Source organism: Campylobacter sp. FU_497 (assembly GCF_025772425.1).
GTDB lineage: Bacteria > Campylobacterota > Campylobacteria > Campylobacterales > Campylobacteraceae > Campylobacter_D > Campylobacter_D lari_C.
The window spans coordinates 97,973-123,443 of record NZ_JAKMSC010000001.1; the positions used below are offsets into that span (position 1 = coordinate 97,973).

A 25,471-nucleotide genomic window follows, 5' to 3' on the forward strand; every position below is an offset into this window, starting at 1 on the left:
CTATCCCTTTATATCCATCAATCTTTTAAAAACAAACATAGGATTGAGCGTATTAACTACTTCAAATTTAAAATACTCGTTTAAAAAATGTGCTACTTTGGCAAAAGGTGTTTGTATACGTGTGATTTTACCATTATCAATTATAATTTTTAAAGCACCAAAAATTTCAAAATACAAATACACTTCTAAAATATTTCCATTTTTCTTAGCTTCAAACAAAGCCCTATTTCCCTCATAAACAAAAGGTATATGATAAATTCCTTCAAAAAATGCAAAAAACATTTCCTTATAAATTTCAAACTCATATGCGCTTTTGCTTTCCATAAGTCTTTGGATAATGAATTTTTTATACCAAGCTTTTTCATCACCTTCTTGTAAAAGCTTTTCTATAAGTTCGGTCCCTTCTTCAAAAAGTCTAATTTTAGGTTTTTTCAAAAGATTTTTAAAAGAAATCATGCCCTTATCTTCATAAACTTCAGCTAAATATTCCTCCCCTACTTCAAGCTCTATCATACTTTTTGTTTCAAGCTTTTTAGTATTTAAAAGCAATACATAGCGATTATATGCGCGTTTTTCTAAAATTTGCATTCTTACAGGTAAGGTTGAATTGATGATATTCACCAAAGTTTCCTTAATTCTTGCGCTAAAATAAAACCAAGTTTTTCTTTGCTTTGTTTAGAACTTTGAGAAATACTATCTTTAGTGATAAAACAAATGCTATTTTCATCACTTCCAAAGTTCATTTGCTCATTTAAGACATTTAAACACACCATATCTAATTTTTTACTAACTAAAGATTTTTTAGCATTTTCTAAAGCATTTTGCGCGTCAAATTCCATCTTAAAGCCTATTTTTTTGCCTTTAAAATCTAAATTTTTTAAGATGTCTTCATTCAGCTTTAATTTTAAATCAAGTCCGTTTAAATGCTCATTTTTCTTAATCTTACCCTTATAAGCCTCAAGAGTAAAATCACTCACAGCAGCAGCCATAATTAAAGCATCAAAATCTTTGTATTTTTGCAATTTTTCTTTTAACTCTAAAGAAGATTTAAATTTTTCTAATTTATAAGGTGTTTTAAACTCTACTGAGCTAACTAGCACCACCTTAGCACCTAAAAAATATAAAGCATCAGCAATTGCCTTTGCCATTTTTCCACTTGAAAAATTACTAATACATCTTACATCATCAATTTTTTCTTTAGTTCCACCACCGCTTATAACAAAACTTTTATCTTTAAAAAAATCTTCTTGCATTAGACTTCTTTTTAAAGCATTTATAATGCTATCAAGCTCAGCCAAAGCACCCAAACCCTCATCTTTACAAGCTAGGGTTTTAACTATAGGATCAATGATAATATAACCTTGTTCTTTTAAATTTTTTAAAGAATTTTGAGTACTAAAATGTAAATACATGTTTGTATTTGCAGCGGGTGCGATTAAAAATGGTTTATTTTTATCTACTGCTATTAAAGTTTGAATAAATAAATTATCTGCTATACCATAGTTTAATTTATTGATAGAGTTTATACTAGCAGGCGCAAAAAGCACACAATCACAAGTCTTGCTAAAGGCTATATGATTATTAGTATTTTGCCAACTTTCATTATCTTCACATAAAATTTCATCCGCTAAAGCTTCAAAGCTAAGCTTAGTGCCAAATTTTAAAACTCCAAAGCTTAGCAAAACTTTAACCCTAAAACCTTCTTTTTTTAATAAAGAAATAAGCTCATAAGCTTTATAAAAGGCTATGCTTCCACTTACTGCTAGTAAGATTGTTTTCATTTTTTACCTAGTTTTTTATAGTAAAAATCTTCTATGATTTGCACTTTTGCCCTATTAATATGCAAAGAACCTTTTTCTACATCCTTACACACAGTACTTCCTGCTGCGATGATTACCTCATCTTTTATCTCTACTGGAGCGATAAATTGCGTATCTGAACCCACAAAAACATTTTTACCTATTTTAGTTTTATGTTTTTTAACTCCATCATAATTACAAGTGATAGTACCACAACCTATATTAGTTCCCTCATCTATTTCACAATCCCCTAAATAACTCAAATGCCCTGCTTTAACTCCATTTAATAAAGCATTTTTGCATTCTACGAAATTTCCTATATGGGTATTTTTAAGCTGACATTTTGGACGCAAATGCGCTAAAGGACCTACATCGCTATTTTCCACTATACTATCTTCAATCACACTTGAACTTTTAATGATAGAATTAATGATTTTTGATTTTCCTTCTATGCGCACATTTTCATACACTTCACACTCGCCTACAAACTCAACTTCATCTGATATAAAAGTCGTCGCAGGCATATGAAAAATCACTCCTTGCTTCATCCATTCTTTTTTAATCGCTTCTTGCATAAGATCTTGAGCTAAGCAAAGCTCAATTTTATCATTTACCCCCATAAAATCTTGCTCATTTACAAATACCGCATCGATTTCATAGCCCTTTTCTTTTGCTAAATAAACCGCATCGGTTAAATAATACTCTTTAGCTTTATTATCATTTTTTATCAAAGGCAATACTTCTTTTAAAATTTGTGCTTTTATAGCATAAACACCACTATTGCAAATGTTTATAGCAAGTTCTTCTTTGCTTGCATCTTTTGTTTCTACTATTTTTTGAATTTTATTTTCTTTTAACACTATTCTTCCATAACTTTTTGGATCTTTTGCCTCAAAAACTGCCACATTAAAATCACTCTCATTTAAAGCTATTTTTTCTAAATCATCTGCTTTAACTAAAGGCATATCACCACATAAAATCAAAACTTTTTCATGCTTACTCTCATAACCCCTTAAAGCCCCTGCAGTACCTGGAAAATTTTGCAAGTCTTGCTCTAAAAAGCGTGTATTTGGAAAATGCTCTAAAACAACTTGTTCAACCTTTTCTTTTTGATGAGAAAGCGCCACACATACATCATCACTAATTTTATATGCTTGTTTTAAAATATGTAAAATCATTGCTTTTGAGCAAATTTTTTGAAGCACTTTTGGATTTTGTGATTTCATACGCGTGCCAAGTCCAGCAGCCAAAATAAGCACAGAAATTTTCATAATTTACCTTTGTTTTAAAAATTATTGCTTATTTTAACAAGCTAAAGTAAAAATTATTATTTTTTATAAAATCATTTTTATTCTTTTAAGAGTAAAATTGCTAAAATAACGCTTTTAATTTTAACCAAGGAAATATTTTGAGGGTTTTACTAGCTTTAATTTTATCAAGCTTGGCTCTTTTAGGCGCTGAAGCAACCATACCAACTGTAAATTTAAGCCTAAGTGCTCCAAATAGCCCACAACAACTCGTAACAACCCTAAATATAGTCATAGTTTTAACCATACTAGCTCTTGCTCCTACCATTGTTTTTGTAATGACTTCATTTTTAAGACTTGTTGTAGTATTTTCTTTTTTAAGAACAGCCCTTGGTACTCAAACTATGCCACCAAATACTATTTTGGTTACCTTAGCTTTGATTTTAACTTTTTTCATTATGGAGCCTGTGGCTACAAAATCATACAATGAAGGTATAAAACCCTATATCGCTGAACAAATAGGTTATGAAGAGGCTTTTGCTAAAGGTGTTAAGCCTTTTAAAGATTTTATGCTAAAAAACACTAGGGAAAAAGACTTAGCGCTTTTTTATAGGATTAGAAATTTAGAAAATCCAAAAACCATAGATGATGTGCCTTTAACAGTTTTAGTGCCAGCCTTTATGATAAGCGAGCTTAAAACTGCTTTTGAAATAGGCTTTTTACTTTTCTTGCCATTTTTGGTTATTGATATGGTAGTAAGCTCGGTATTAATGGCTATGGGTATGATGATGCTACCTCCTGTTATGATTTCTATGCCTTTTAAACTTTTGATATTTGTGCTTGTAGATGGATGGAATTTACTCATACAAAATTTAGTCAAAAGCTTTTTAACCTAGCAGAATAAAATGTATATTTTTTCTTCCTTATTTAGTATATTTTGTTTGCTTTTTGGTGGATATTTTGCTAAAAAAATCAAAATTTTAAAACAAAAACAAGCGCGTGCTTTTTTAGATTTTGCTATTATTTTTGCCTTGCCTTGCTTGATTTTTGAGCGTGCTTATCATTTAAATTTTGATTTTTCTTTGATTGTTATTATATTGCTTGGGTTGGGTTGTGCTATTTTTTCAGCATTATGTTGTGTATTTTTAGCTCTTTGCTTTAAATTTAGCAAAAGCACTCTTGTAAGTATTTTTTTACTTTCTAGTTTTGGAAATACTTTATTTGTAGGTATACCTATTATTAGTGGAATTTATCAAGATCCTCATTTTTTGGGCGAGATTATCCTTTATGATGCTCTTGCTACTTCTTTGCCTGTAGCTTTACTTGCTCCCTTTATCATATCTTTAGCTAGCGAGCAAAAAGTAAGCTTTTTACAAAATCTTAAAAAAGTTTTTACTTTTCCACCTTTTGTTGCTTTGATTTTAGGACTTTGTTTTAAGCTTACTGCACTTCCTAATTTTATCTTTGAACCTTTGCGTATGCTTGGAGCTAGTGCCACACCTATAGCGCTTTTTGCCATAGGTTTAAATTTAGGCTTTTTAAGTATAAAAACTTCTTATAAAGCAACTATAATAGTCATTTTTGGTAAAATGATACTCACACCTTTAATCTTTTTAGTGCTTTTAAAGCTTTTAAATTTCAAATTAAATCCTAGCTCTATCATTGCTTTACTTGAATCAGCTATGCCTACTATGACAATGGTTGCAGCTATGATTATGAAAGCAAAACTTGATACAAATTTAGCAGTTAGTTCTGTGGCTTTTGGTATAGTTTTTGCCTTTATTTCTTTACCTATTTGGGTATATTTTCTAAGCTAAGGATATCAATGACATTTGCTATCTTTGGAAAATATCTTTATGATGATCTTGCTTTTACTCTTAAAGCTCACACTCAAAAAGAAAGCAAAAAAGCTTTTAAAGCTATAGAAAAATACAAAAATCAATATTATTTTTTAGGTTATATTCAATATGAATTTTATAAATATCTAGAAGATAAAAACTATAAAAGCAAAGAGCCTTTTTTATATTTTTTTGCTTTTAAATCAAAAAAAATCTTCACAAGCGAAGAAAAAAATTTAGACTTTTATCCAAGTTTTTCATCCAATTTAAACCAAGAAAAGTATTTTGAAAACTTTGACAAAGTTAAAGATGCTATAGCTAAAGGTCAAAGCTATCAAGTTAATCTCACTCAAGAATTACATTTACAATCAAATCTTAATATGTATGAGAGTTTTTTAAGCCTTTATCCTAAGCAAAATACCCCTTATAAAGCTTATATGAAAAATGAATTTTTAGAACTAGCTTCATTTTCACCTGAGCTTTTTTTTAAAATCAAAAATAAAAAAATCATCACAAAACCCATGAAAGGCACAATCAAACGCTCAAATAATCCAAAAGAAGATGAAAATCTAAAAAAATTTTTAAAATGCGATGAAAAAACCATTAGCGAAAATGTAATGATAGTTGATTTATTACGCAATGATATTTCAAAACTCATCAAAAAACATTCTTTAAAATGCGAACTTTTTAAGGTTAAAACCTACCCTACCTTACACCAACTTATTTCAAAAATAAGAGGAAAATTAAAGCAAAAAAATGATTATTTTAAAATTTTCAAAGCCCTTTTTCCATGTGGATCCATCACAGGTGCACCCAAAATAGAAACTATTAAACTCATAGAAAATTTAGAGCAAAGAAAACGCGGGATTTATTGTGGTGCAATAGGTTTAATCCATAAAAACAAAGCAAAATTTAGCGTAGCCATACGCACTTTAGAGAAAAAAAATAATGATGATTTTTTAAGATATGGTGTGGGAAGTGGGCTTGTGTGGGACTCACAAAAGCAAGATGAATTTGAAGAATTAAAACTAAAAAGCAAAATTTTAGAACCTAACTTTTACTTGTTTGAAACAATGTATTATAAAAATCATTCTATTTTATTTTTCAAAGAACATTTACAAAGAATTTTAAACTCAGCTAAATTTTTTGGATTTGATACTCAAAGATTAATACATGATTTTAAAAATATACTAGAGAGTAAAGATAAAAAATTCCATTTTAAATCTTTACAAAATTTTAACAATTTTGTTTTCAATCATCATCATTTTTTTACAAAAAGTAATTTTACTCAAAAAGGTTCAAAAGCTATTAAGCTAAAACTTTTTAAAAATGGCCTTTATGAGTTTGATTTTAGCAATATACAAGAAAATTCAAGTAAAAAACTACTCATAAGTAAAGACATTGTAAAAGTAAATCTTTTAACACACCATAAAACTTCTCTGCGTAGTTTATATGAAGCAAATTCTCATCTATGGAAAGAAAATATTTGCTATGATATAGTTTTTTTTGATGAAAAAGGCATACTTTATGAGGGTTCAAGAACTAATATTATTATAAATTTAAATGATGAGTATTTTACCCCTTATGCTAAAAACTGCCTCAATGGCATTTATAGACAAGCACTCTTAAAACACAAGCTCATCAAGGAAAAAGATATCACTAAAGATGAGTTTTTAAATGCTAAAGAAATTTATGCTATTAATTCTTTAAGAGGCTTAAAAAGGGTGTTTTTGTGAAAGTTTTGATTATAGATAATTATGATTCTTTTACCTATACCATAGCCTTTTATTTAAAAGAATTAAATATTACTTATAAAATCATCAAAAACGATAAATTTAAAAATCCAAAAAAGCTTAAAAAATATGATTTTACCCATCTTTTAATCTCCCCTGGACCAAATTCTCCAAAAGAATCAAAGTTAAGCTTAAAAGCTATAAAATATTTTAAAAAAGATAAAAAAATTCTTGGAATTTGTCTAGGACACCAATGCATAGCACATGTTTTTGGTGGTAAAATTTCTAAACTTCCAAATCCAACTCATGGTAAGGTAAAAACTATAAAATTTAAACCAAACCCACTTTTTAAAAACCTTGAGCAAAATTTTAAAATTTGTTTATATCACTCTCTTTATGTTAGCCATATAGGTAAAAAATGTGAAATTTTAGCCCAAAGTGAAGATAATATCATCATGGCTTTAAAACATAAAAAATACAACATTTATGGAGTTCAATTTCATCCTGAAGCCATACTAAGTCAAAATGGCAAAAAGCTACTTAAAAATTTTCTTGCTTTATCATTACTTTAAGTTATATTTTCTATAATAAAACAAAAAGTTTAAAAATGAAAATTTTATATTTACTTTTCTTGCCCTTATTTTTGCTAGCTAATAATCTTAAAGAATTTATAGATTTAAGTTTAAACAATGAAAATTATTTACAAAAACAACTCCAATTTTCAAAAAGTATTTTAGAACAAGAAAGTGTGCAAAATGCTTATTTACCAAGTTTACATTTAGGTGTTTCTTATCTTGGTTCAAACAAAGATCGCTTTATCATAGAACCCCAAGAAAGTCTAATGAGTACTCTTTCGCTTAAATTTTTACTTTTTGATGGGGGCAATAGAGAAGCAAAAATCGCTAGCATGCAAAGTCTAAAACAACTTGCTCATCTTGAAAAAGAAAACATGGCAAATTATATGGCACTTAGTGCTAGTGTTTTGTATTTTAATTATCTTAGCTTAGAAAGTATTATAGCAAGCGATAAACAAAAAAGAAATCACTCTGCAAAATCAACTCAAGCGCTTAGAAAATTTTTACCAAGCTGGACTTGCTAGCCAAAGTGAGCTTGAGAGCATAAGAGCAAAATTTGAATTAAGCTCTTATGAATTAGCTCAAAATGAATTAAAACTATATGAATTAAAAAATGAAATTTATAATCTTAGTAAAACGCATTTTACGCCTTCTTTTCAAAATATTTTACAAGAACCAAGTGTAGAAAAAAACAAAAGCTATGAAATAGCCCTTATGCAAGAAAAATTAAATTTAGAAAATTTAAAAATAGACTCTGCTAGAGCTGAGTTGTTTCCAAAAATATTTTTACAAAATAGTTTTAGTTTTTATGATATGAACTACAATCCTAAATTACCGCATGAGCTAAAATCAACAAGCGAAAGCTTTCTAAAAGAACATGGACAAAGCAATCGTTTTATTTTAGCTTTTGAATGGAAAATTTTTGATTTTGGTGCTAATCAAAAAGCTCTAGAAGCTCAAAAATATACAAGTAAAATCACTCAATTAGAGCTTGAAAAAACTAAAAGAAAGGTAGATATAGAACTAGATAATCTTTTACAAGAAATTGAAATTTCTAAAGTTAAAATAAAAGCATTAAATGCGAGCTTCAACGCAGCTAATTTAGCTTTTGAGGCCATTGAAAAAAAATACACCGCAGGACTTTGCTCATATGTAGAATACCTAAATGCATTAGAATTAAAATACAAAAGTCAAAGTCAGCTTGAACTAGCTAAAAATGAACATGAAATCACAAAAGCAAGGTATTATTTTGCAGCTGGAATTGATATAAAAACAAAGGTTTTAGAATGAAATTAGTATTTTTAATTTTATTTTCTCTACTCACTTTAAAAGCTGAAGAAATTTATGCTAGTTTTGATGTGCTCGCACAAAATCAATCAAAATTATCCTTGCAAAGTGCTGGTATAGTTAAGGCAATTTATGTGAATGTTAATGATAAGGTAAAAAAAGATCAAGTTTTACTTAAACTTGAAGATTCTAGCGAGCAAATAGCCTTAAAATTAGCACAAAATGAATACAAACTTGCCACTCTTGCACTAGAACATGCTAAAAGTTCTTTAGAAAAATTTAAAAAAGTACAAGAAGTTATAGATAAGCAAAGTTATGAAAATGTTTTATTTGAGTTTCAAAAAGCACAAAGCTTGCAACAAAAAGCCTTTTTAAATATACAACACTATAAAGACTTAATCGATAAAAAAACTTTAAAAGCACCTTATGATGGGATTATTTCTAACAAATATATTGACATAGGCGATGGAGCTAAGGGAATTTCTCATGTTTTATTTGATTTTTTTTCTTATCCAAAAGTAAAATTGCTTTTAAGTTTTGATGAAAAATTTAAAGACAAGGTAAAAAATCGATGATATTTTTATTTATAAAATAGACTCAAATGAAAAAGAATATCAAGGTAAAATCACACTTATTTATCCAAGTATAGACATAAAAACACGAAAAATTTATGCAGAAGTTGAGGCCTTAAACTTTACTCCAGGTTCTTTTGGAGAAGGAAAAATCATCACCAAGGATTAATCTTGTATCGTTTTGCTATTAATAATCCTATTGCTGTTTTGATGTTTTTTATCGCTTTGGTGATTTTTGGTACTTTTTCTATTTTTAGTATACCCATTAATCTTTATCCAAAAGTAGATATTCCTTTGATTAAAATTACCACAACCGCTAATGGAGATTTAAAATTCATAGAATCTAAAATAACCAAAGAAATAGAAAATGCAATTTCAGATGTACAAGGGATAAAAAATATCAATTCTACAAGTTATAATAATTTTTCTATTTCTGTTGTTGAATTTGAACTAGGCAAAAACTTAGAAGTAGCTGCAAATGATATTAGAGATAAACTTAATACTATTAATCTTCCAGCAAAGCCAACCTTAGAAAAAATATCCCCTGATGCAGGATCTGTTGTATCATTATTTTTAAGCTCCAAAGATCATTTAAAACTTATGCGTAAGATTGACAATGATATAAAACCATTTTTACAAAAAATTTCAGGAGTTGGAACGATCAATGATATAGCCTTTTTAAAACCACAAGTTCAAATCAAACTCCTGTCTAATGCCTTACAAAAATACCACATTAATGCACTTGATGTAGCTAAAATCATCCAAAGTCATAATTTTAAACAATATCTAGGTGAGTTTGAAAATTCAAAAAATAATTTCGCCATCAAAGGATATTTTGAAGCACAAAATTTAAAAGAGTTAGAAAATATACGCATTTTTAGAGGAATATTTTTAAAAGACATAGCAAATATTAGCTATGGCTTAAAAGATCAAAAGCAGTTTGCAATGCTTGATACAAAAGATGGGGTATTGCTTGAGCTTAATAAAATTTCTGGTTACAACTCCTTAAAAGTTATAGAAAATATCAAAAATTCTTTAAAAACATTACAAACAATAGTAGGCAATGAGGTAGAAATTAAAATAGTTTATGATAAAAGCCAAAATATCCTAAAACATATCAATCAAGTTATTTTTGATATGGTTTTTGGCGTGATTTTGACACTTTTAATAGTGTATGTATTTTTAAGAAATATCAGTGCGACTATTTTAGCTTTTATTGTTTTACCAACTTCAATTATTTCTAGTTTTTTTCTCATTAATCTTTTAGGTTATGATATTAATCGCTTAACCATCATAGCTCTTACTTTAAGTATAGGAATTTTTATAGATGATGCTATAGTTATTATTGAAAGTATAGCCAAAAAAGCAAAAACACTCCCTCCTTTGCAAGCTTCATTCGAAGGGATCAAAGAAATAGGCTTTAGCGTCTTAAGCATTAGTGCGGTTTTATTGTGTGTGTTTATACCTATTGCTTATATGAATTCAGTTCCTGGTTTATTTTTTAATGTATTAGCTACTAGTGTTGCTTCTGGTGTGATTATAAGCTATCTTGTAAGTGTATTTTTAATACCTACCTTAAGTGCTAGATTTTTAAATACTAGCGAAAGCACATTTTATAAAAAAAGTGAATTTTTATTTATAAAACTTGACTTATTTTATGAAAAGCTACTTTATAAAGTTTTAGCTAATAAAATTAAATTTATCCTATCAACGCTTGTTGTAATTATTTTATGTTTTTCTTTAGCTCCTAAAATAGGCTTAGATTTTCTACCTATAGAAGAAGATAGTGAAATACAAGTTTTATTAGAAAGCAAAAACGACTTATCTTTAGAAGCTATGAAAGCAAAAAGTTTAAAAGTATATGAAAATATAAAGCAAGATCCAAGTGTTGCTTATGCATATTTACTTATAGGATATAATGACGCAAAAGAAATTAAAAAAGCAAAAATTTATGTAAAATTAAAACCTTTAAATGAAAGAAAATTCAGACAACCTAAGCTTATTAGTCTTTTTCAAGAAAAATTAAACTCCTATGAAGACTTAAAGATAAAAGTTTTAGAACTCCCTAAAATAGAAGGAGCAGGCATTGAAGATCCGGTTCAAATTCAAATTTTAGGTGATGATTTAAAGCTAATAAAAGAAGCTATTGATAGAATGAAAGAAGTGTTTTCAAAACATGAAGGTTTTGTTGCTATAGATGATAATGAAGGGGATTTAAAAGAAGAAATTGCTATTAATATCAATAGAGAAAAAGCTGCCAAACTTGGTATTAACCCTCAAGAACTTGCTTATGTCTTGGCTTATTCCTTTGGAAATTTAAGCGTTGGAAATATGGATTATAAAAATTTTAAAGATGAAATTATCCTTAGCTTTGATGAAGCTTTTAAGCAAAATCCAACTAGTTTAGAGCTAATAGAACTTAAAAATCATAACAATGAAAGTATAAAACTTGCTAGTATTGCTAGCTTTTCTTATAAAAAAGATCTTTCTTTGATTAACAGACACAATAAAACTACTAGTATAAAACTCACTTCAAGCATAGAAAACATTTCTTTAGGTGAAATAAGAAAAATTTTTGAGTCCAATTTAGCTTATATTTTAGGAAAAAACAACCTATCTTTTGCTTATTCTGGCTTTTTGGACTTTTTAGATGATACCATTAGTGGATTTTTGTTTTCTATATCTTTGGGAATGATTTTGATTTATTTAATCCTTGCTTCTTTGTATTCAAGTTTAATACTTCCTTTAATCATCATGATAAGCATGCCTTTGGCTTTTGGTGGAGCTTGTTTTGGAATTTTTATCACAGGAAATCACTTTTCTTTATTTGTACTTGTAGCTATTATTTTACTTTTTTATAAAGATATGTAAAAAAGTAAAGTGAGAGAAAATTTAATTAGAGTATTATTTTATAGTATTTTGATTAGATTTTTTTAGAAATCAAAGTGAGTTTTTATATTTACATTTTTTTACATTATACTTTACATATCTTTTACATTCTTTTTACAAATACTTTACAAAGTCTTTTAAACACCTTTAAAAATTAAAGAGTGGTCTTTTTAAAATACCCTACAACGCGTCCGAGTATTTCAAAGTTTTCACCTTCTAAATCAATGGGTTCATACGCTTTGTTATCGCTAAGGAGTTTTAGCTTGGGGCGTTTTTGAAGGCGTTTTACATAAAGCTCATCTTCTATGCGTGTTACGCAAATTTCGCCTTCTTTTACTTCGCCTTGTTGGATTAAAAGGTAGCAGTTTTCAGGAAGTGTTGGTACCATAGAATCGCCTTGTCCTAAAATCACAGAGAGATTTGCAAAAGAATATAAACCAAAACATTCGCGTAAAAAGCCTTTAGAGAGACTCATGGTCTGTTCATTATCTTCATCGTTATAAGCGCCACTTCCAGCACTTGCTCTTACATTCTCAAAAAAAGGAATGTTTATCATGTCATCGCTTAAGGTTTCTTGTTGATTTTCCAACTTAGGGACATTTTTATCTTGACTTAGGGACATATTAGGAGACATATTAAGGGACAACTTAGGGACATTTGCAAAATAATTCAAATCAATATCTAAAACTTTTGCAATTTTTATTAAATTATGTATTGTTATATTAGATTCTTTTGTTTCATATCTTTTTATTGAATCCAGTGAAACACCACTTGATTTAGCTAATTCTAATTGTGTTAGGTTTTTAGCTTCTCTAGCATTTTTAATTTTTTGAGAAATATTCATAAAATACACCTTTTATCTTGACAGGTTTAATAAATTACACTACAATTACATAACTTTTTTGGTAATGGTAACAATAAAAAATTTAAAAAAAGTTAAAGGATAAAATATATGTCGCTTGTAAAAACTATGAGTGCTAAAGGTGTAAAGCTTATGACTTGGGCTAAGGCTAAGGGTCTAAATCATAAAGATATGGTTATACTTTATGATCTGTCTAATGGTAGGATTAAGGGTATAAGAGGTAGAGCTAAAGAGCTTAGGATTATGCTAGAAAAAGATGGGTTTAAGGTGGCTTAAATGTGGATAAGTAGTGTAGAATTTGCAAAGCAATATAATATAAATTACGAAGCACTCAAAAAATCTTGTATTCGCACAAATAAGCAGTCTAAAAAAATTTGTATTTCAAGTAGTCATATAATACACTTTAAATACACCCAAGGCAAAGGACGCGGTGGTAAAACCCTTCAAATCTGGTCTAAACCTTTAAGCAAGGAAGAAGCACAGCTAGTAGAGCAAGGTTTTAACATAGAAGATATAAGCAATACTACTATAACTCCTAAAACAACACAAGAAGTTTTAAGCAAAGCATTAAACGATGATGTTTTGCTTAAAAATTCTAAAGCTTTGCAAGTGCAAAATACTAACAAAACTTTGACAAAACCTAGCGAAAATGTAGAGTCTAATAAAAGCACAAAAGAATTTAATGCTCAAGAAAATCTACTTATAAACAATACAAACAGCTTAAGCCTCTTTGCAAAAGCTAGTTCTAAAAAGCAAAATTTAGCTTTGCAAAAAGCCGCTGTGGTTAAAGAATGGCTCCATGCTAAAGGCAAAATAAACACAAATGATTTCATAAGTTATATTAACGCTAAAAAAATCTATGAGTTTAAACTCACACAAAACAAACTCTTTGCTTGGCAAAAAGAATACTTAGCAAACGGGCTTGATGCTTTAATAGATAAAAGAGAAAATAAAAAAGATGATGCCATTAGCGCTCTTGGTATAAAAGAGCTTTTTGTAAATACTTTGCTTGCTCAAAAAGGAAGGCTTAATGCTTCTAATATTCACAGGGTATTAAATTATGAATTAGCAAAAAATGGCAAGTTAGATTTAAAAGATTTTCTAGGTAAAAAAGATGAATTTATAAGCTATGAGTGTGTTTTAAGAAGTATGAAAAAATACTTAAAAGAAAACAAACTTATAAAAAATATCATCTTGCATGGCGAAGATGGAGCTATAAGCAGACATCTACCAGCACTTGGTGTGAGCAATTGGAAAGTTTCTACTATCAATGAAATCGTAGAAATTGATGCAAGTCCGCTTGATGCTATTTGTAAAGTAGATTTTATCAATGAAACTTATGGGCTAAAAGGCGATGAGTGCTCTTGGCATAAACGCTACACTATAATATCATTAATCGATACTTATAGTGGTGTGGCTAGCTTTTATCTTGGCTTTAGTGAAGATAGTTTAAGCATAGCAAGAGCCATTGCAAAATACATCAGCACTTATGGTGTACCAAAATGCATACACTCAGATAATGGCAAGGCATTTTTAAGTAAAAATGTCAAAGCTCTTTTAGAGAGATTAAACATTGACTATAAAGCAATGCCTGCATATAGTGGCTGGACTAAGCCTTATATAGAAAATAAATTCAAAGATTTACAAAACTCACTCACTGCAAATTTAGTTGGATACATAGGAGCCAATGTTAAAGAAAGACAGGCCATTGAGTTTTTTTATTCTAAAAAAGAAAGAAGACTTAAAAAAGGCTATAAAACTAATCAAAGAAGACTTAAAACACTTGAGTATATGAGAGAGCGCATTGATGATTATAGTGCGTATTTTATGAATAACAAATGGCTTGACCGACTAGGTGCTACTCCAAAAGAAAGTTATGAAGAAAAGATTAGTGATGCCACTAGTATAGATGAGCTTAGTCTTAGCATGTATTTAGGTGGGGAGTTAAAACTTAGAAAGGTGCTAAATAAAGGACTTAGTCTTAATGGAACTCTTTTTTATAATCCAAAATTATACACCCATGAAGAAGTGTTTGTGTGTGAAAATCTTAATAATACTAATGAGATTTTTTGCTTTGATAAGCAAAAAGAACTTATTTGTGTAGCAAACAACTTAGATTTAGAACTTGGAGTAAGCATTGAAGAGGCAAAAGAAGCTAGAAAACTTGTAAATAGAGCCATAAAAGCAAACAAAGACAAAATCGATGAGCAAAGAATGATTTTAGAAAAGAATATGGAAAAGTATTTAGCTCTTGGTAAAGAAAAATTAGAAAAAGTCAAAACTCCAAAAACAAAAGCTAGCAACAACGCTAAAAAAGAACTTGAATTTTCAAAAGCCCTTGTTATCAATGGTGATTTTGAACATTTGAGTACAAAAGTTATAAAAGATACCAAATGCAAAATTCCAAAATGGGAAAATGCTGCTAAAAAGGCTGGATATTAAAAGTCTTTAAAAGCTTTTAAAGCCTATTTAAACACGCTTTGAAAGTTTTTAAAAGCTTTTATAAAAGCTTAAAAGGAAAGGATTGATTATGCAGGATTTAAGTAAAGAGTTAAAGTGCTTTTTAGAGCAAAGTGGTATGAAGCCAAGTGCATTAGCAAGAGCTATAGGAGTAAGCGCTTCTTTGATTTCACAGATTAAAAGTGCAAGCTATAAAGGTGATGTGGTTTTATGGAGCAAAAAAATAAGAGATTTTATTGCCAATTATAAAGATAAAAGTGAGGTAAATATCACAAGAGAAGTCTTGTTTAAAAGCAGAGATTTTTCTATGGCTACTTTTGTTATGAATGAAGCTGTAAATGAAAAAGAAATTGCTCTTATTTTTGGTGAAGCAGGAACAGGAAAAACTACCATTATAAAAGAGTTTATTAAAAACAAACCTCAAAGTATCTTAATAGAAGCGACTTGTCATACAAGTGTGGGTGTAATGCTTGATGAGCTTTTAAATGCTCTTAAAATCGAAGCAAATAGTAATAATGCTTCAAAACTAAAAGCAATTGCAAGATTTTTAAAGACCAATGAAAAGATTTTAATCGTAGATGAGGCTGAGTATTTACCATTAAAGGCTTTGGAGGATTTAAGACGCATCGCTGATTTTGCTAGGGTGCCACTTATTTTAGTAGGAACTGAGATTTTATATAAAAACCTAATGGGTAAAAACAAAGAATTAAAACAACTTTATTCTCGTATTTGTGGCAAATGGATGATGAAGGGTCTTAGCGAAGAAGAAAGTAATGAATTTTTTGGCAAGAGCTATTTTAGATTTACAAATGGTAATTTTAGAAGCAGTGCAAAGATTCAAAAAAAGGCTTTAAGATTAGCAGAGCTTGAAGAATGTGAGCTAAGCGATGAGCTTATACTAACGGCTAGTGAGATGGTTATTTTATGACCTTTAAAAAAATTGCTCGCGAACTTGGCATATCAAGAGTTAGAGTTAATCAAATATATAAAAATGCCTTAAAAAAGCTAGCTCATCCAAAAAACAAAGAAAAATGGAGAGAGATTATGGATACCTTAGAAGCTTTAGAAGAGCAAAGAGTAAAAAAAGAAAATTTAATGCAAGGAGAAAGAAAATAAGAAGAATGATTAGAGGCGAAAGAGCTGATTATAGCACTTCTTTGTATGTGGTAAAAGGCATAAATATTATTTACAAAGAAAGCGGTGAGTTTATAGATATTTTAAAAGGAATTTATCCTGATCATATTGCCTTAAAAATAATCAATCATAAAAAAAGCAAAAAGCTTAACAAAGGTGCTTAATTAAAGCACTTTGATTAAGTTTTTTAAAACTTAAATTTATTAGAAAGGAAAATTCATGGCAATAGTTTATATAGCTTCTCCATACAAAGCTTTAGCTGTAAGAGAAAGTCAAAGAAAAGCACAAGCTATTAGCATAGCAACGCAAGAATGCTTAAAAATCATGCGTGAATGTGAAGGCTTTACACCTGTTTCACCTATTTTACAATTTAGCTATTTAGATGAAGAAAAACACAGAGAAATAGCTTTAAAAATGGGATTAGAGCTTTTAAAAGCAAGTGATTATATTTATATGAGTACCCATGAAGATGCTAAGTATTCACAAGGTATGCAAGAAGAATTAGCATTAGCTAAAAAGCTTGGCATTAAAGAATTAACATTGGATTTGCCCTTATAAAAAGGGCTTAAGAATAGTTAGAAAAAGAATTAAACACGCAATACTTTTAAGGTATGGCGTGGTTCTTTGGGATTACCAAATTAGAAAATACAATTTAAAGGAGAACAAATGGAAATAAAAAGTTTTGAAGATGTTAATTTAGCACTTAAAAAAATAGCTGAACTTAGTGTAAAGATAGAAAAGATTAATGGTGATGTAACTTTAGCTTGTAATGAGATTAAAGAAGCTCATGCAGGTAAAATTAAAGTTTTAAACGATGAGCTTAAATATATGGAACAATGTATTAGCACCTTTTGTGAAAACAACAAGCATGAATTTGCTGAAAAAAGATCTAAAGAATTTACCTTTGGAAAAATTGGCTATCGCATAAGCGAGAGTGTGCCTTTACCAAGAGTAAAAGAAAAGCTAGAAGCTCTTGTAAAAGCTTTTAAAAGTTATGGGCTTAATGAATGTATTAGCTACAAAGAAGAGCTTAATAAAGATGCAATTATCGAGCTTGAAGATAGCACTTTAGTAAAGCTTGGTCTTAAAAGGGTGGTAAAAGATAATTTTAGAATAGAACCTCGTATTGAAAGTTTGGAGATTGAAAAATGAGAGTGGTGCTTCCACTCTAAAAACTTATTTAAAAGCCTATTTTATAGACTTTTAAGCAAGTTTTTAGTAGAATAAAATTTTAAGAAAAAAGGATTAAGATGACAGCACAAGAAGTTAAAGATTTTTGCAAAGAAAATAATTTTACTTACAAAGATTTAGCACAAAAACTGGGCTGGAGTGAGCCAAGTTTAAGAGCTACAATTGCAAGTGGTAAAATTAGTGAGCAAACCGCTGCTGCAATTAATCTTTTAAAAGAGACTATGGAGCTTAAAAAACAACTTAAAGATTGGGAAACCATCAAAACTATTCTAAAAAATATCTAATTGTTAAGTTTTTTAACAAAATTCTACTAAAAACACAAATATAATTATTATTTTTAAGATTTAATTAATAAGATACTTTGTATAATTTCTTTATAAATGTTAAGAAAATTAACATTTATAAATTAAGAAAAGGAGTATCAAGATGATTAGATTGTTGCAACTACTAATCTTAATCTTACAAGCTGTCTATTGGCTTTTAAGATTGCTAGGGCTTTAAAGCCTTAGCAAGTTAGTAAATTTAATCTCTTAATACCCTTTTTCAATTATACCAAAGGAGAGTAAAAATGTGGTTAGATGTTGCGATGAGTATAGTATTTATACTAACTTGTGTGTGGATTTATAAAACTATAAAGGATAAAAAATGAATTTAGAACTTTTTAAAAAGGATAATTTAGAAGTTAGAGTGATAAAGGATGAAAATAATGAGCCTTTATTTTGCTTAAAAGATATATGTGATACCTTAGAACTTTCAAATATAAGTATGGTTAAAGAAGCTATAAATACGGAATTTGATAAAGGAGGTAAGTTTAATTTAACCCCTTTGAAAACAAATGGTGGTATGCAAAATTTTATATTTGTAAATGAAAGTGAAGTTTATTTTATTTTAATGAGAAGTGATAAACCTAAAGCAAAAGAATTTAGACTTTGGATAACAAAAGAAGTCCTACCAAGCATTAGAAAAAATGGCAATTATATGCAAAAAGAATTTAGTAAAGAGCTTTACTCTTTACTAAACGATCTAAAACAAGCTAATTGTATCAAAGGTAAGCTTAAAAATGAAAACGAAAGTTTAAAAGATGAGCTTATACAAAATCAAAGAGAGCTTTTAAGCTTTTATAAAAATAAAGATTTGAAAAAAGAAAAGCCTTTTAAGCTCTCATCTAACACTATAGATAAGATAAAGTTTTTAAAGACAAAAGGACAAAGCACTACAAAAATAAGCCAAATATTAGGTGTAAGTACTTCTAGTGTTAGAAAATATTCAAAGGATTTTGAATGAAAGATATATTTATTATCGATACTATAGATCAGAGCAAAAGCGAGTTAAAAGGTTTAGTGAATTTAGTTAATGGGCTTGGCTTTTTAAGCAAAGAAATTGTTATAGAAAGTGAAGAATTATTTCTAATAGCAAATTCCTTAGAAAGCATTTATCAAAAACTTTTAAAAATAGAATTTAACAAAGTCCATTGATTAATGGGCTTGATTAAGTTTTTACAAGGAAAAAGATGAGTCCTAAACAAGAAATACTAAGAAAACAACTTTTAGCTAAAATACACATGCATAAGGAATATTTTTACTATAAAAACAACGATGCGTGGGAGTATTTTTTATCACTTAGATTTGGAGTATCAAGCTCTAAGGATCTAAGCATTGATGAGCTTAAATTAATTATAGATATTTTTAACCATAAAGTATGTGATCAATATTCTTATACTCCTGATTTAAAAGGAAGAGCTATACTTAAAAAAGCCAGCTCTAATAAGCAATTTTTCTACTTAAAAGCTTTATTAAAACAAGTAAAAATGCCTATTTTTAGTTTTTACAAACTTTGTAAAAAAACTTTAAAAAAAGATATATATGCATTAAGCGATCTTAATAAAAAAGATTGCACTACTATGCTTGTAGTTTTGGAAAAAATAGCCAAGTCTAAACAAAATAATAAAAAATAAGTATAATCTTTAAAAAAGCTTTTTTTAAAGGATTATAATGATTTGTCCAAGATGTGCTAATGATAAAACAAAAGTGTTAAAAACTATAAAATCAGATACCAATGAAAGATTTAGAAGATGTATTAAGTGTGGATATACTTTTATGTCTATTGAGCTTATTAAGGTGGATGATTGGGCGAAATTTTACATAAAAGAAACTCAAAAAGGCTTGTTTGATGAAGCACTTTGAATTAAGGGGTCTTGAGAATTTTTTAAAAAAATGTGAAAATCTAGAAAACAAACAAAAGCAGATTATTTTAAAAGAAATAATTGGTGAAACACTTTATAAAGAAAGCAAAGAAAATTTAGAAAAAGAGCAAGACTCTAATGGCAAAAAATGGGCTCCTTTAAAACAAAGTACATTAAAATCAAGAAAAGCACAAAATATAATGCACACTAAAAAACTTTTTGCAACAGGCTCTATGCAAAGTTCTTTACATAGTGGAGTGGAAAATGATAGAGCTTTTGTAGCGCTTAATGCAACCAGTAAAGGCTTTGCATATGCAAGTGTGCATCAATTTGGCTCTAAAAATGTGATAGCAAGACCTTTTTTACCTATTGATGAAAATTTAAATATAAACAAAAGAGTAGCTAGAGCAATGGAAGAAGAAACCAAGGATATGCTTTGGACTTTATTTAAGCAGACTTTAAAATAAGATTTTTTATAATGCCTAAAAGTCAATCATTATGCCCTTTGGTCGCTGTAAGCGATGTTTGGATAGACTAGATTTTATCTAAACCAAAACCCAGATGCGACGCGGGAACATCATGCTCAGGGCTTAGTCGCTGATTGATTATTGTTTTTTATAAATCGTTTTCCCCTGATTTAAAATCTCTTTAAAATAGCTATTATCTTCACTTAAAAACATGGTTTTATTATTGATTTGATTGCCTTTTTGATTTAACACCATCACAAGAGCTTTTACTCCATTATCATAAAAATACTTAATATAAGTTTTTTTAGTAAAGCCTCTGTAGTAAGGGTCAGTGTCCATACTTAATCTAATCTCATCAGGATCATTAATAAGTTTTGGAAAGTAGTCTAAGTAAAAATGCCTATTTTGTTTTTTGATTTTAGTAGTCTGCTTTTTTTATCATAAAAAAAATCATCATCTAAGCTTATTACATCTCCTATTTTATCAACAAGTAAATCTCCTTTTTTTACATTAAAAGCTTCATAAACCTTATCCATTAATTCTTTATCGCTTAAATTTTCATAATTTTGTATTTTTGGTAAATTTTCTAAGCTCTCATCTAAGCTTATTCTAGTTTCTTTTGGGATTTGTGAATTTTCTCTTTTATCATAAGCAAAATTTTTAGAAGCAATGCTTTTTGGATTTTCTAAAATTTTATATTTAGCCCTTGCTTCTTTTTCGCTTACTGCTATGACTTTACATTTGCAATTATAATCATTTGGTGGAAAGGATGTTTTCCAAAATGGATCATCTCTGTGTATAGCACAATTGTGCATTTTTTTATGCTCACTTCTTGAATCCTCTAAGAGCGCACATTTATATACCCAGTAAGTTTTGTAAGAATAAGTGCTAAGCTGTTTTGCTCTTGCTTTAGCATAAGCACTTTGCATGTTAGTATGATATATTGTTTTTAAACGATTTGCATTGATATTTATAATGCGTTTTTGCCCTGTTTTTGGGTCAATGATTTCCTTTTTTCCATACCATCCTTTTTGGGTTAGAATTGTTTTTAAGTTGTTTTTGAATTCATTGAAGTTAGTACCTTCTTTCATAGCTTTTTTTATTTCTTCATGTAAATCATTTAAAACATCTGTTTTCATAATACCCGCTGCACTAAAAGCCTTATCATGTGCTTGTTTTTTAATTTCATTATATTTAAAGCTTATCTTTAAGCCTTTATTTTCTAAGTATTGATAAGCCTCATCTACGCTTTTATTAAAAATGTTATTCATTAGCTGTATCCAAAAGAGCTTGCATAGAAGCAAGGGCGATTTTTTTATCCAAACTTTCTTTTAATTTTTCAAAGCTAATATTTGGGTACTCTTTAAAAATTCTTTCTTCTAATTCTTCATAGCTTTGACACTCTTGCCAAAATGTTTTGATTTTTTCATAAATTTCATCACTAATTTCATCTTCAGCATTAGCGTTTAATTCTATTTTGTCTTTTGTTAATGCATTATTTTTTTCTAGTATTAGTGAATTTAAAGCTAATTCATTATTTGAAATTTCTTTTTTTCTTAAACCATCTATTTTAAACGTTTTAGATAAAAATTCTACTGGTATTTCATAACCCATTGATGAGATTATGCTATAAACTCCAGCTAAATACTGCTCATCAACTTCTTTATTGGTATCGAAAATAAACTCAAACTCAGCAGGGTTTGCGAAATTAAATTTTAAAATTTGTTCTAGAATTTTTTGTATGCTTTTACTTAGAAAGAGTATATCCATTTCACCTACATTCAGTCTTATTTCTTCATGCACGCTTCCTAAGGCTTGAGTACCATTTTGTACAGCATTGCCAGCTAAAACTTGCCCACTTATTAGTTTTGATATTGCTTCATCGCAATATCTTAAAAAATCAGTAAAAGTTGAAGTAGAAAGTCCTGAGTTTAAAAGCTCTATCATATCTTCTTTATTAAAGATTCCAACGCTCGCACTTCTTAAGTTGCTAAGTTGATTTAAAAGCTCATCGATTTCTTTATCATCATTTGCATTGGTGGTTTTAGCTATTATAGGTGGTACGCTTAAATTATCAAGATAGGAAATGTTTTTACCCATAGCAAGTTGTTTTAAAACAGCAATATTTACAACATTATAAAAAAGAGCCTGTTCTACAAACGAACCTGAATCGCTAGGATGTAAATGTAAAAACATATCATCGCATTCATCTACAAATAATTTTTGAGAATTTTGATAGATAAATAGTCTTTCTTTATCATCTAATGAAAAAAATCTCGGACTTATATATTTAAGATGAGGCAAGGCTTTGGCATCTTTTACCTTCCATTCGCATAAAAAACAAGCAAACCCATAAACTACAGCTGCACTCATTTCAAACACAAATTTTCTAAAATCACTTTTAGCAATAAAACTTTGCAAAAAGTCTTTTTGAGTTTCATCTAAGCAGCTAATATACATAGGGTAAGAACACATCCTAAAACGCCTTTTCATCACCTCACTTGCAATTTGAGGATCAAAACGCTTGAAATAATCATAAATACTTATAAGCTCACTAAAATTTTCACTATTTAAAGCATTGATAACACTATCAAAATCAACGCTACTAGCTACATTTCTTTTTGAACTTTTATTTAATACTCTCATAAAAATCCTTTTTTTATTTTTCTTTTACTAAGCAATCTATTAATTGCTTTATAATCAGCATTTGCAGAAAAAGAGGCAATTCTAAAAGCCATTTCGCTAGCATCTAATAAATCATCATGTGCAGATTTTGGATAAGTTAGCATTTCTTCTACAAGCAAGATTGAGTTTTCATCTATTAAAATAGTTCCATCATTTATATAGGGAGCTAAACTATCAATGCGAAGCTCCTTTGCCACTTTGTTTTTAAGCTCACAAACGCTTAAAATAATTCCTAGTTTTAAAGCTTCTTCTTTTAGTTTATCTTTGAAAAATTCTTGAAAGGCTATGGTTTCAATGGCTATTTTTACCACTTTACCTAAGCTTAAATATTTTATATAAAGCTTTAATATTACATCTATCATTTTACTTGGAGTGATTTTATATCCACTTGCTTTTAAATGAAATTTATTTTTTTGTATTCTTTTAAGTTCAGCAATAGCAAAATAATCGCCTTTTGCCTTGCCAAGCGCAGGATCAATCCCTAAAACAACTAAATCAAAATCTTCTTCTTTTTCTATTGTTTTATAATCACTAAAAATAGCATTTTCATTACTTAAAGCTTTGTTTTGATACTCACTAAAAAAACTTTGTGTATCAGCAAAATATTCTTTTAAAATTTCTATTTTATTTAAGTTTTCATCATCTAATTTAAAACCCTTTAAATCACTTTTTAAAATATTTTCTTTGTCTATAAGTTCAAGATTGTCTGGAAAATTTAACACTAAAGGAAAATCATAAATTAAAAAGCGCTTATCATTGCTTAATCTATTTAGTAAGCTATCTTGATGTAAGATTGTTCCAACTACTAGATACAAATAATTTTCTTGCGTTCTTGCTACGAGTTTTAAAATCGCTTTATTAAACCATTTGTAAAGCTTGTCTCTTTGTGTTTTGCTTTCTACATTTTCATCATTTTCTATATCATCGCAGATAATTAAATCAGGTCTTTTTCCAAGATAATTTGTTCCTCTTATTTTTTTGCCACTACCAAATGCTTTAATTTTTTTATACACCCCCTCACTTGAAAATACTATTGCTTCACTCGTCCATTCATCAGCTATTTTTATATCAAAATCATAAATAAGTTTGGAATTTTCTTCAAGCTCTGTTTTTAAGCTTGCTATGCTTTCACTTGCTATATCTAAAGTAGAAGAAATAATTAATGCATATTGTTTTTTATTACTTAAAAGCGAGTAAAGAGTAAAAAGTCTTACCAAGAGTGTTGTTTTAGCACTCCCACGATAAGCCTTAAAGCAAATATGATTATTTTTCTTTTCTAATTCATCGATATTTTTATAAATAAAATTTCTAAAGTTAGAACTTTCTTTTTGTATAAAATTAATATGATGAGGAAAGTATTCAAAAACAAAAGCCTTAAAACCTTGTTTTAGTATTCTCTGTTTTCGCTCTTTTGCATTTTCTTTATGGTTAAATTTCAAAGCTTTTAATCTAGCTTTTATTTCTTTTAGTTCCAACTTGTTCATTTTTTATCCTGATTAACACAAAAAATATATTTTTAAAAAGCTTTAAATGGCGTTTAAAACCTTTTAAAAGACAAACGCTAATACAAAAGCTTATATTTTGTCTAATTTTTTATTTATGAGCTTTTCTACAAGCTGTTCTATTTTAAGTAATGCATCTGTTCCCATATAAGCTGCAAATCCACCCATAGCAACACTTAATTTGATACCAAAATTCAAATAACTTACAATTTCAAAAACTAAGTAAGCTACAAACATAGATCCAAGCATACCTTTTAAAAAGAGTATAAACTTGCCTTTTATGTTAAGCTCTTTGCTAAGCTTATTTTTCGTTACTATTCCTACAAGTCCTGCTATAAAGCTTACTATCATTAAAACTATATATACAAAAATATCTTCTAACTTCATGTGCTAGTTCCTTGTAAGAATTTCAATCAAATAAAATAACGTTAAAGCAAAGCTAGAAAACAAAGAAGCAATGCTAAGTTCAATAACTAGTTTCATTTTCATCCCATCCTGTGCAAGTTTTAGCAATACTTTCAATTTCTAAATAATATTTACTAAGTTCTTTTGCACTAGCTAAATCACCCTTGTTTAAAGGTTTTAAAGGAAGCTTTAAAGGACATTTAACAGGTATTTTAACCTCGCTAAATTCAGTTTTAATCAAAATATCCTTGTTAGCACAAGCACTTAAAACAAAAGGAAGGATTAATAGTTTTATATAAAGAATTCTCATTGCTTGCTACCTAAGATATTAAAAAGCTCCTTATAAGCATTAAGCTCACTTTGACAGCTTTCATCCTTGATAAAAACCTTATCAACCTTTAAAACTTCTTTTAAAACCTCTTTGGGTTTTAACTCTATTTTTAATTTTTCAATAGCATTATTTTGCTCTTTTAACTTATCTTTAAATACATTTATTTCACTGCTTAAATGCAAAGACTTAAGCTTTAAATTTTCATTTTCTAAAGTTAGAGTATGGTTTTTAAAAAACAAAAAAGAACTTAAAACAACTAAGGAAAAAATAGCTATTTTTTCAAAGCCAAATAATTTAGATATATCAAACATT

30 protein-coding genes and 2 pseudogenes are annotated in these 25,471 nt (G+C 28.6%); 21 read left to right on the forward strand and 11 right to left on the reverse strand.

Going from position 1 to position 25,471, the window contains the following annotated elements:
• From L8W68_RS00510 to glmU, 3 genes are read right to left on the reverse strand one after another with little or no spacing between them, the layout of a single operon-like run.
• Positions 1–621, reverse strand: a complete 621-nt coding sequence (locus L8W68_RS00510; RefSeq protein ID WP_263674585.1) for a hypothetical protein — start codon at positions 619–621, stop codon at positions 1–3.
• Positions 618–1,781 carry a bifunctional phosphopantothenoylcysteine decarboxylase/phosphopantothenate--cysteine ligase CoaBC gene (coaBC, locus tag L8W68_RS00515; protein WP_263674586.1) on the reverse strand — a complete coding sequence of 388 codons (1,164 nt, stop codon included), beginning with the start codon at positions 1,779–1,781 and terminating at the stop codon, positions 618–620. Before coaBC ends, L8W68_RS00510 begins: the two co-directional genes overlap by 4 nt.
• Positions 1,778–3,070, reverse strand: coding sequence for a bifunctional UDP-N-acetylglucosamine diphosphorylase/glucosamine-1-phosphate N-acetyltransferase GlmU (gene glmU, locus L8W68_RS00520; protein ID WP_263674587.1), 1,293 nt, complete (start codon positions 3,068–3,070; stop codon positions 1,778–1,780). The genes coaBC and glmU overlap by 4 nt, the downstream gene beginning before the upstream one ends.
• Before the next feature lie 137 nt (positions 3,071–3,207).
• On the opposite strand from glmU, the gene fliP reads away from it, so the two are divergent.
• From fliP to L8W68_RS00560, 8 genes and pseudogenes are all read left to right on the forward strand, one after another.
• On the forward strand, positions 3,208–3,942 hold the full coding sequence (gene fliP, locus L8W68_RS00525) for a flagellar type III secretion system pore protein FliP (protein WP_263674588.1): 735 nt from the start codon (positions 3,208–3,210) through the stop codon (positions 3,940–3,942).
• A 9-nt stretch (positions 3,943–3,951) separates the two neighbouring features.
• Positions 3,952–4,863 (forward strand): AEC family transporter, encoded by a 912-nt coding sequence (locus tag L8W68_RS00530; RefSeq protein WP_263674589.1) that lies wholly within the window; start codon positions 3,952–3,954, stop codon positions 4,861–4,863.
• A gap of 8 nt (positions 4,864–4,871) precedes the next feature.
• Positions 4,872–6,620, forward strand: a complete 1,749-nt coding sequence (locus tag L8W68_RS00535) for a bifunctional chorismate-binding protein/class IV aminotransferase (RefSeq protein WP_263674590.1) — start codon at positions 4,872–4,874, stop codon at positions 6,618–6,620.
• Positions 6,617–7,189 carry an anthranilate synthase component II gene (locus L8W68_RS00540; protein ID WP_263674591.1) on the forward strand — a complete coding sequence of 191 codons (573 nt, stop codon included), beginning with the start codon at positions 6,617–6,619 and terminating at the stop codon, positions 7,187–7,189. Before L8W68_RS00535 ends, L8W68_RS00540 begins: the two co-directional genes overlap by 4 nt.
• Positions 7,190–7,224: 35 nt before the next feature.
• A complete protein-coding gene (locus L8W68_RS00545) occupies positions 7,225–7,716 on the forward strand; it encodes a TolC family protein (protein WP_263674592.1) in 492 nt (163 codons plus the stop codon).
• Positions 7,717–7,906: 190 nt separating this feature from the next.
• On the forward strand, positions 7,907–8,482 hold the full coding sequence (locus tag L8W68_RS00550) for a TolC family protein (RefSeq protein WP_263674593.1): 576 nt from the start codon (positions 7,907–7,909) through the stop codon (positions 8,480–8,482).
• Positions 8,479–9,220: pseudogene (locus L8W68_RS00555) on the forward strand (efflux RND transporter periplasmic adaptor subunit). The gene L8W68_RS00550 and the pseudogene L8W68_RS00555 overlap by 4 nt, the downstream one beginning before the upstream one ends.
• 2 nt (positions 9,221–9,222) lie before the next feature.
• Positions 9,223–11,907: pseudogene (locus L8W68_RS00560) on the forward strand (efflux RND transporter permease subunit); the annotation flags it as partial.
• Between the two features lie 187 nt (positions 11,908–12,094).
• Here L8W68_RS00560 and L8W68_RS00565 read toward each other — a convergent pair.
• Positions 12,095–12,784 (reverse strand): XRE family transcriptional regulator, encoded by a 690-nt coding sequence (locus tag L8W68_RS00565; protein WP_263674594.1) that lies wholly within the window; start codon positions 12,782–12,784, stop codon positions 12,095–12,097.
• A 108-nt stretch (positions 12,785–12,892) separates the two neighbouring features.
• Between L8W68_RS00565 and L8W68_RS00570 the strand changes: the two genes are divergently transcribed.
• From L8W68_RS00570 to L8W68_RS00630, 13 genes are all read left to right on the forward strand, one after another.
• Positions 12,893–13,078, forward strand: a complete 186-nt coding sequence (locus L8W68_RS00570) for a hypothetical protein (RefSeq protein WP_240386832.1) — start codon at positions 12,893–12,895, stop codon at positions 13,076–13,078.
• Positions 13,079–15,244: a Mu transposase C-terminal domain-containing protein gene (locus L8W68_RS00575; protein WP_263674595.1), complete on the forward strand. Its 2,166-nt coding sequence runs from the start codon at positions 13,079–13,081 to the stop codon at positions 15,242–15,244. It begins immediately after the preceding gene.
• A gap of 88 nt (positions 15,245–15,332) precedes the next feature.
• Entirely contained in the window at positions 15,333–16,190 is an 858-nt protein-coding gene (locus tag L8W68_RS00580; RefSeq protein ID WP_263674596.1) for an AAA family ATPase, read from the forward strand.
• Entirely contained in the window at positions 16,187–16,378 is a 192-nt protein-coding gene (locus tag L8W68_RS00585; protein WP_257942301.1) for a sigma factor-like helix-turn-helix DNA-binding protein, read from the forward strand. The genes L8W68_RS00580 and L8W68_RS00585 overlap by 4 nt, the downstream gene beginning before the upstream one ends.
• A gap of 5 nt (positions 16,379–16,383) precedes the next feature.
• Complete coding sequence (locus L8W68_RS00590; protein ID WP_263674597.1) at positions 16,384–16,560, forward strand: hypothetical protein; 177 nt, start codon at positions 16,384–16,386, stop codon at positions 16,558–16,560.
• A 55-nt stretch (positions 16,561–16,615) separates the two neighbouring features.
• A complete protein-coding gene (locus L8W68_RS00595; protein ID WP_147555818.1) occupies positions 16,616–16,954 on the forward strand; it encodes a DUF4406 domain-containing protein in 339 nt (112 codons plus the stop codon).
• 108 nt (positions 16,955–17,062) lie between these two features.
• Positions 17,063–17,548 (forward strand): host-nuclease inhibitor Gam family protein, encoded by a 486-nt coding sequence (locus L8W68_RS00600; protein ID WP_263674598.1) that lies wholly within the window; start codon positions 17,063–17,065, stop codon positions 17,546–17,548.
• A gap of 98 nt (positions 17,549–17,646) precedes the next feature.
• Positions 17,647–17,871, forward strand: coding sequence for a hypothetical protein (locus L8W68_RS00605; protein ID WP_002862899.1), 225 nt, complete (start codon positions 17,647–17,649; stop codon positions 17,869–17,871).
• A gap of 361 nt (positions 17,872–18,232) precedes the next feature.
• Positions 18,233–18,871 carry a Bro-N domain-containing protein gene (locus tag L8W68_RS00610; RefSeq protein ID WP_263674600.1) on the forward strand — a complete coding sequence of 213 codons (639 nt, stop codon included), beginning with the start codon at positions 18,233–18,235 and terminating at the stop codon, positions 18,869–18,871.
• Positions 18,868–19,062, forward strand: a complete 195-nt coding sequence (locus L8W68_RS00615; RefSeq protein WP_263674601.1) for a hypothetical protein — start codon at positions 18,868–18,870, stop codon at positions 19,060–19,062. The genes L8W68_RS00610 and L8W68_RS00615 overlap by 4 nt, the downstream gene beginning before the upstream one ends.
• 35 nt (positions 19,063–19,097) lie before the next feature.
• A complete protein-coding gene (locus L8W68_RS00620) occupies positions 19,098–19,541 on the forward strand; it encodes a hypothetical protein (protein WP_263674603.1) in 444 nt (147 codons plus the stop codon).
• A gap of 37 nt (positions 19,542–19,578) precedes the next feature.
• Positions 19,579–19,770 (forward strand): hypothetical protein, encoded by a 192-nt coding sequence (locus L8W68_RS00625; protein ID WP_263674604.1) that lies wholly within the window; start codon positions 19,579–19,581, stop codon positions 19,768–19,770.
• On the forward strand, positions 19,757–20,236 hold the full coding sequence (locus L8W68_RS00630; RefSeq protein ID WP_263674605.1) for a phage virion morphogenesis protein: 480 nt from the start codon (positions 19,757–19,759) through the stop codon (positions 20,234–20,236). The genes L8W68_RS00625 and L8W68_RS00630 overlap by 14 nt, the downstream gene beginning before the upstream one ends.
• A gap of 138 nt (positions 20,237–20,374) precedes the next feature.
• Here the strand turns inward: L8W68_RS00630 and L8W68_RS00635 are convergent, their stop codons facing one another.
• The 7 genes from L8W68_RS00635 to L8W68_RS00665 all read right to left on the reverse strand — a co-directional run bounded on the left by L8W68_RS00635 (position 20,375) and on the right by L8W68_RS00665 (position 25,470).
• A complete protein-coding gene (locus L8W68_RS00635) occupies positions 20,375–20,653 on the reverse strand; it encodes a PBECR2 nuclease fold domain-containing protein (protein WP_318529697.1) in 279 nt (92 codons plus the stop codon).
• Entirely contained in the window at positions 20,623–21,507 is an 885-nt protein-coding gene (locus L8W68_RS00640) for a phage head morphogenesis protein (protein WP_263674606.1), read from the reverse strand. Before L8W68_RS00640 ends, L8W68_RS00635 begins: the two co-directional genes overlap by 31 nt.
• Positions 21,500–22,882, reverse strand: a complete 1,383-nt coding sequence (locus tag L8W68_RS00645; protein ID WP_263674607.1) for a DUF935 domain-containing protein — start codon at positions 22,880–22,882, stop codon at positions 21,500–21,502. The genes L8W68_RS00640 and L8W68_RS00645 overlap by 8 nt, the downstream gene beginning before the upstream one ends.
• The gene (gene terL / locus L8W68_RS00650) at positions 22,879–24,405 is read right to left on the reverse strand and encodes a phage terminase large subunit (protein WP_263674608.1); all 1,527 of its coding nucleotides are present in this window, start codon (positions 24,403–24,405) and stop codon (positions 22,879–22,881) included. The genes L8W68_RS00645 and terL overlap by 4 nt, the downstream gene beginning before the upstream one ends.
• A gap of 90 nt (positions 24,406–24,495) precedes the next feature.
• Positions 24,496–24,810 (reverse strand): phage holin family protein, encoded by a 315-nt coding sequence (locus tag L8W68_RS00655; protein WP_214136049.1) that lies wholly within the window; start codon positions 24,808–24,810, stop codon positions 24,496–24,498.
• A 79-nt stretch (positions 24,811–24,889) separates the two neighbouring features.
• Complete coding sequence (locus L8W68_RS00660) at positions 24,890–25,138, reverse strand: hypothetical protein (RefSeq protein ID WP_039663907.1); 249 nt, start codon at positions 25,136–25,138, stop codon at positions 24,890–24,892.
• On the reverse strand, positions 25,135–25,470 hold the full coding sequence (locus L8W68_RS00665) for a hypothetical protein (protein WP_263674610.1): 336 nt from the start codon (positions 25,468–25,470) through the stop codon (positions 25,135–25,137). The genes L8W68_RS00660 and L8W68_RS00665 overlap by 4 nt, the downstream gene beginning before the upstream one ends.
• Between the last annotated feature and the right edge of the window lies 1 nt (position 25,471).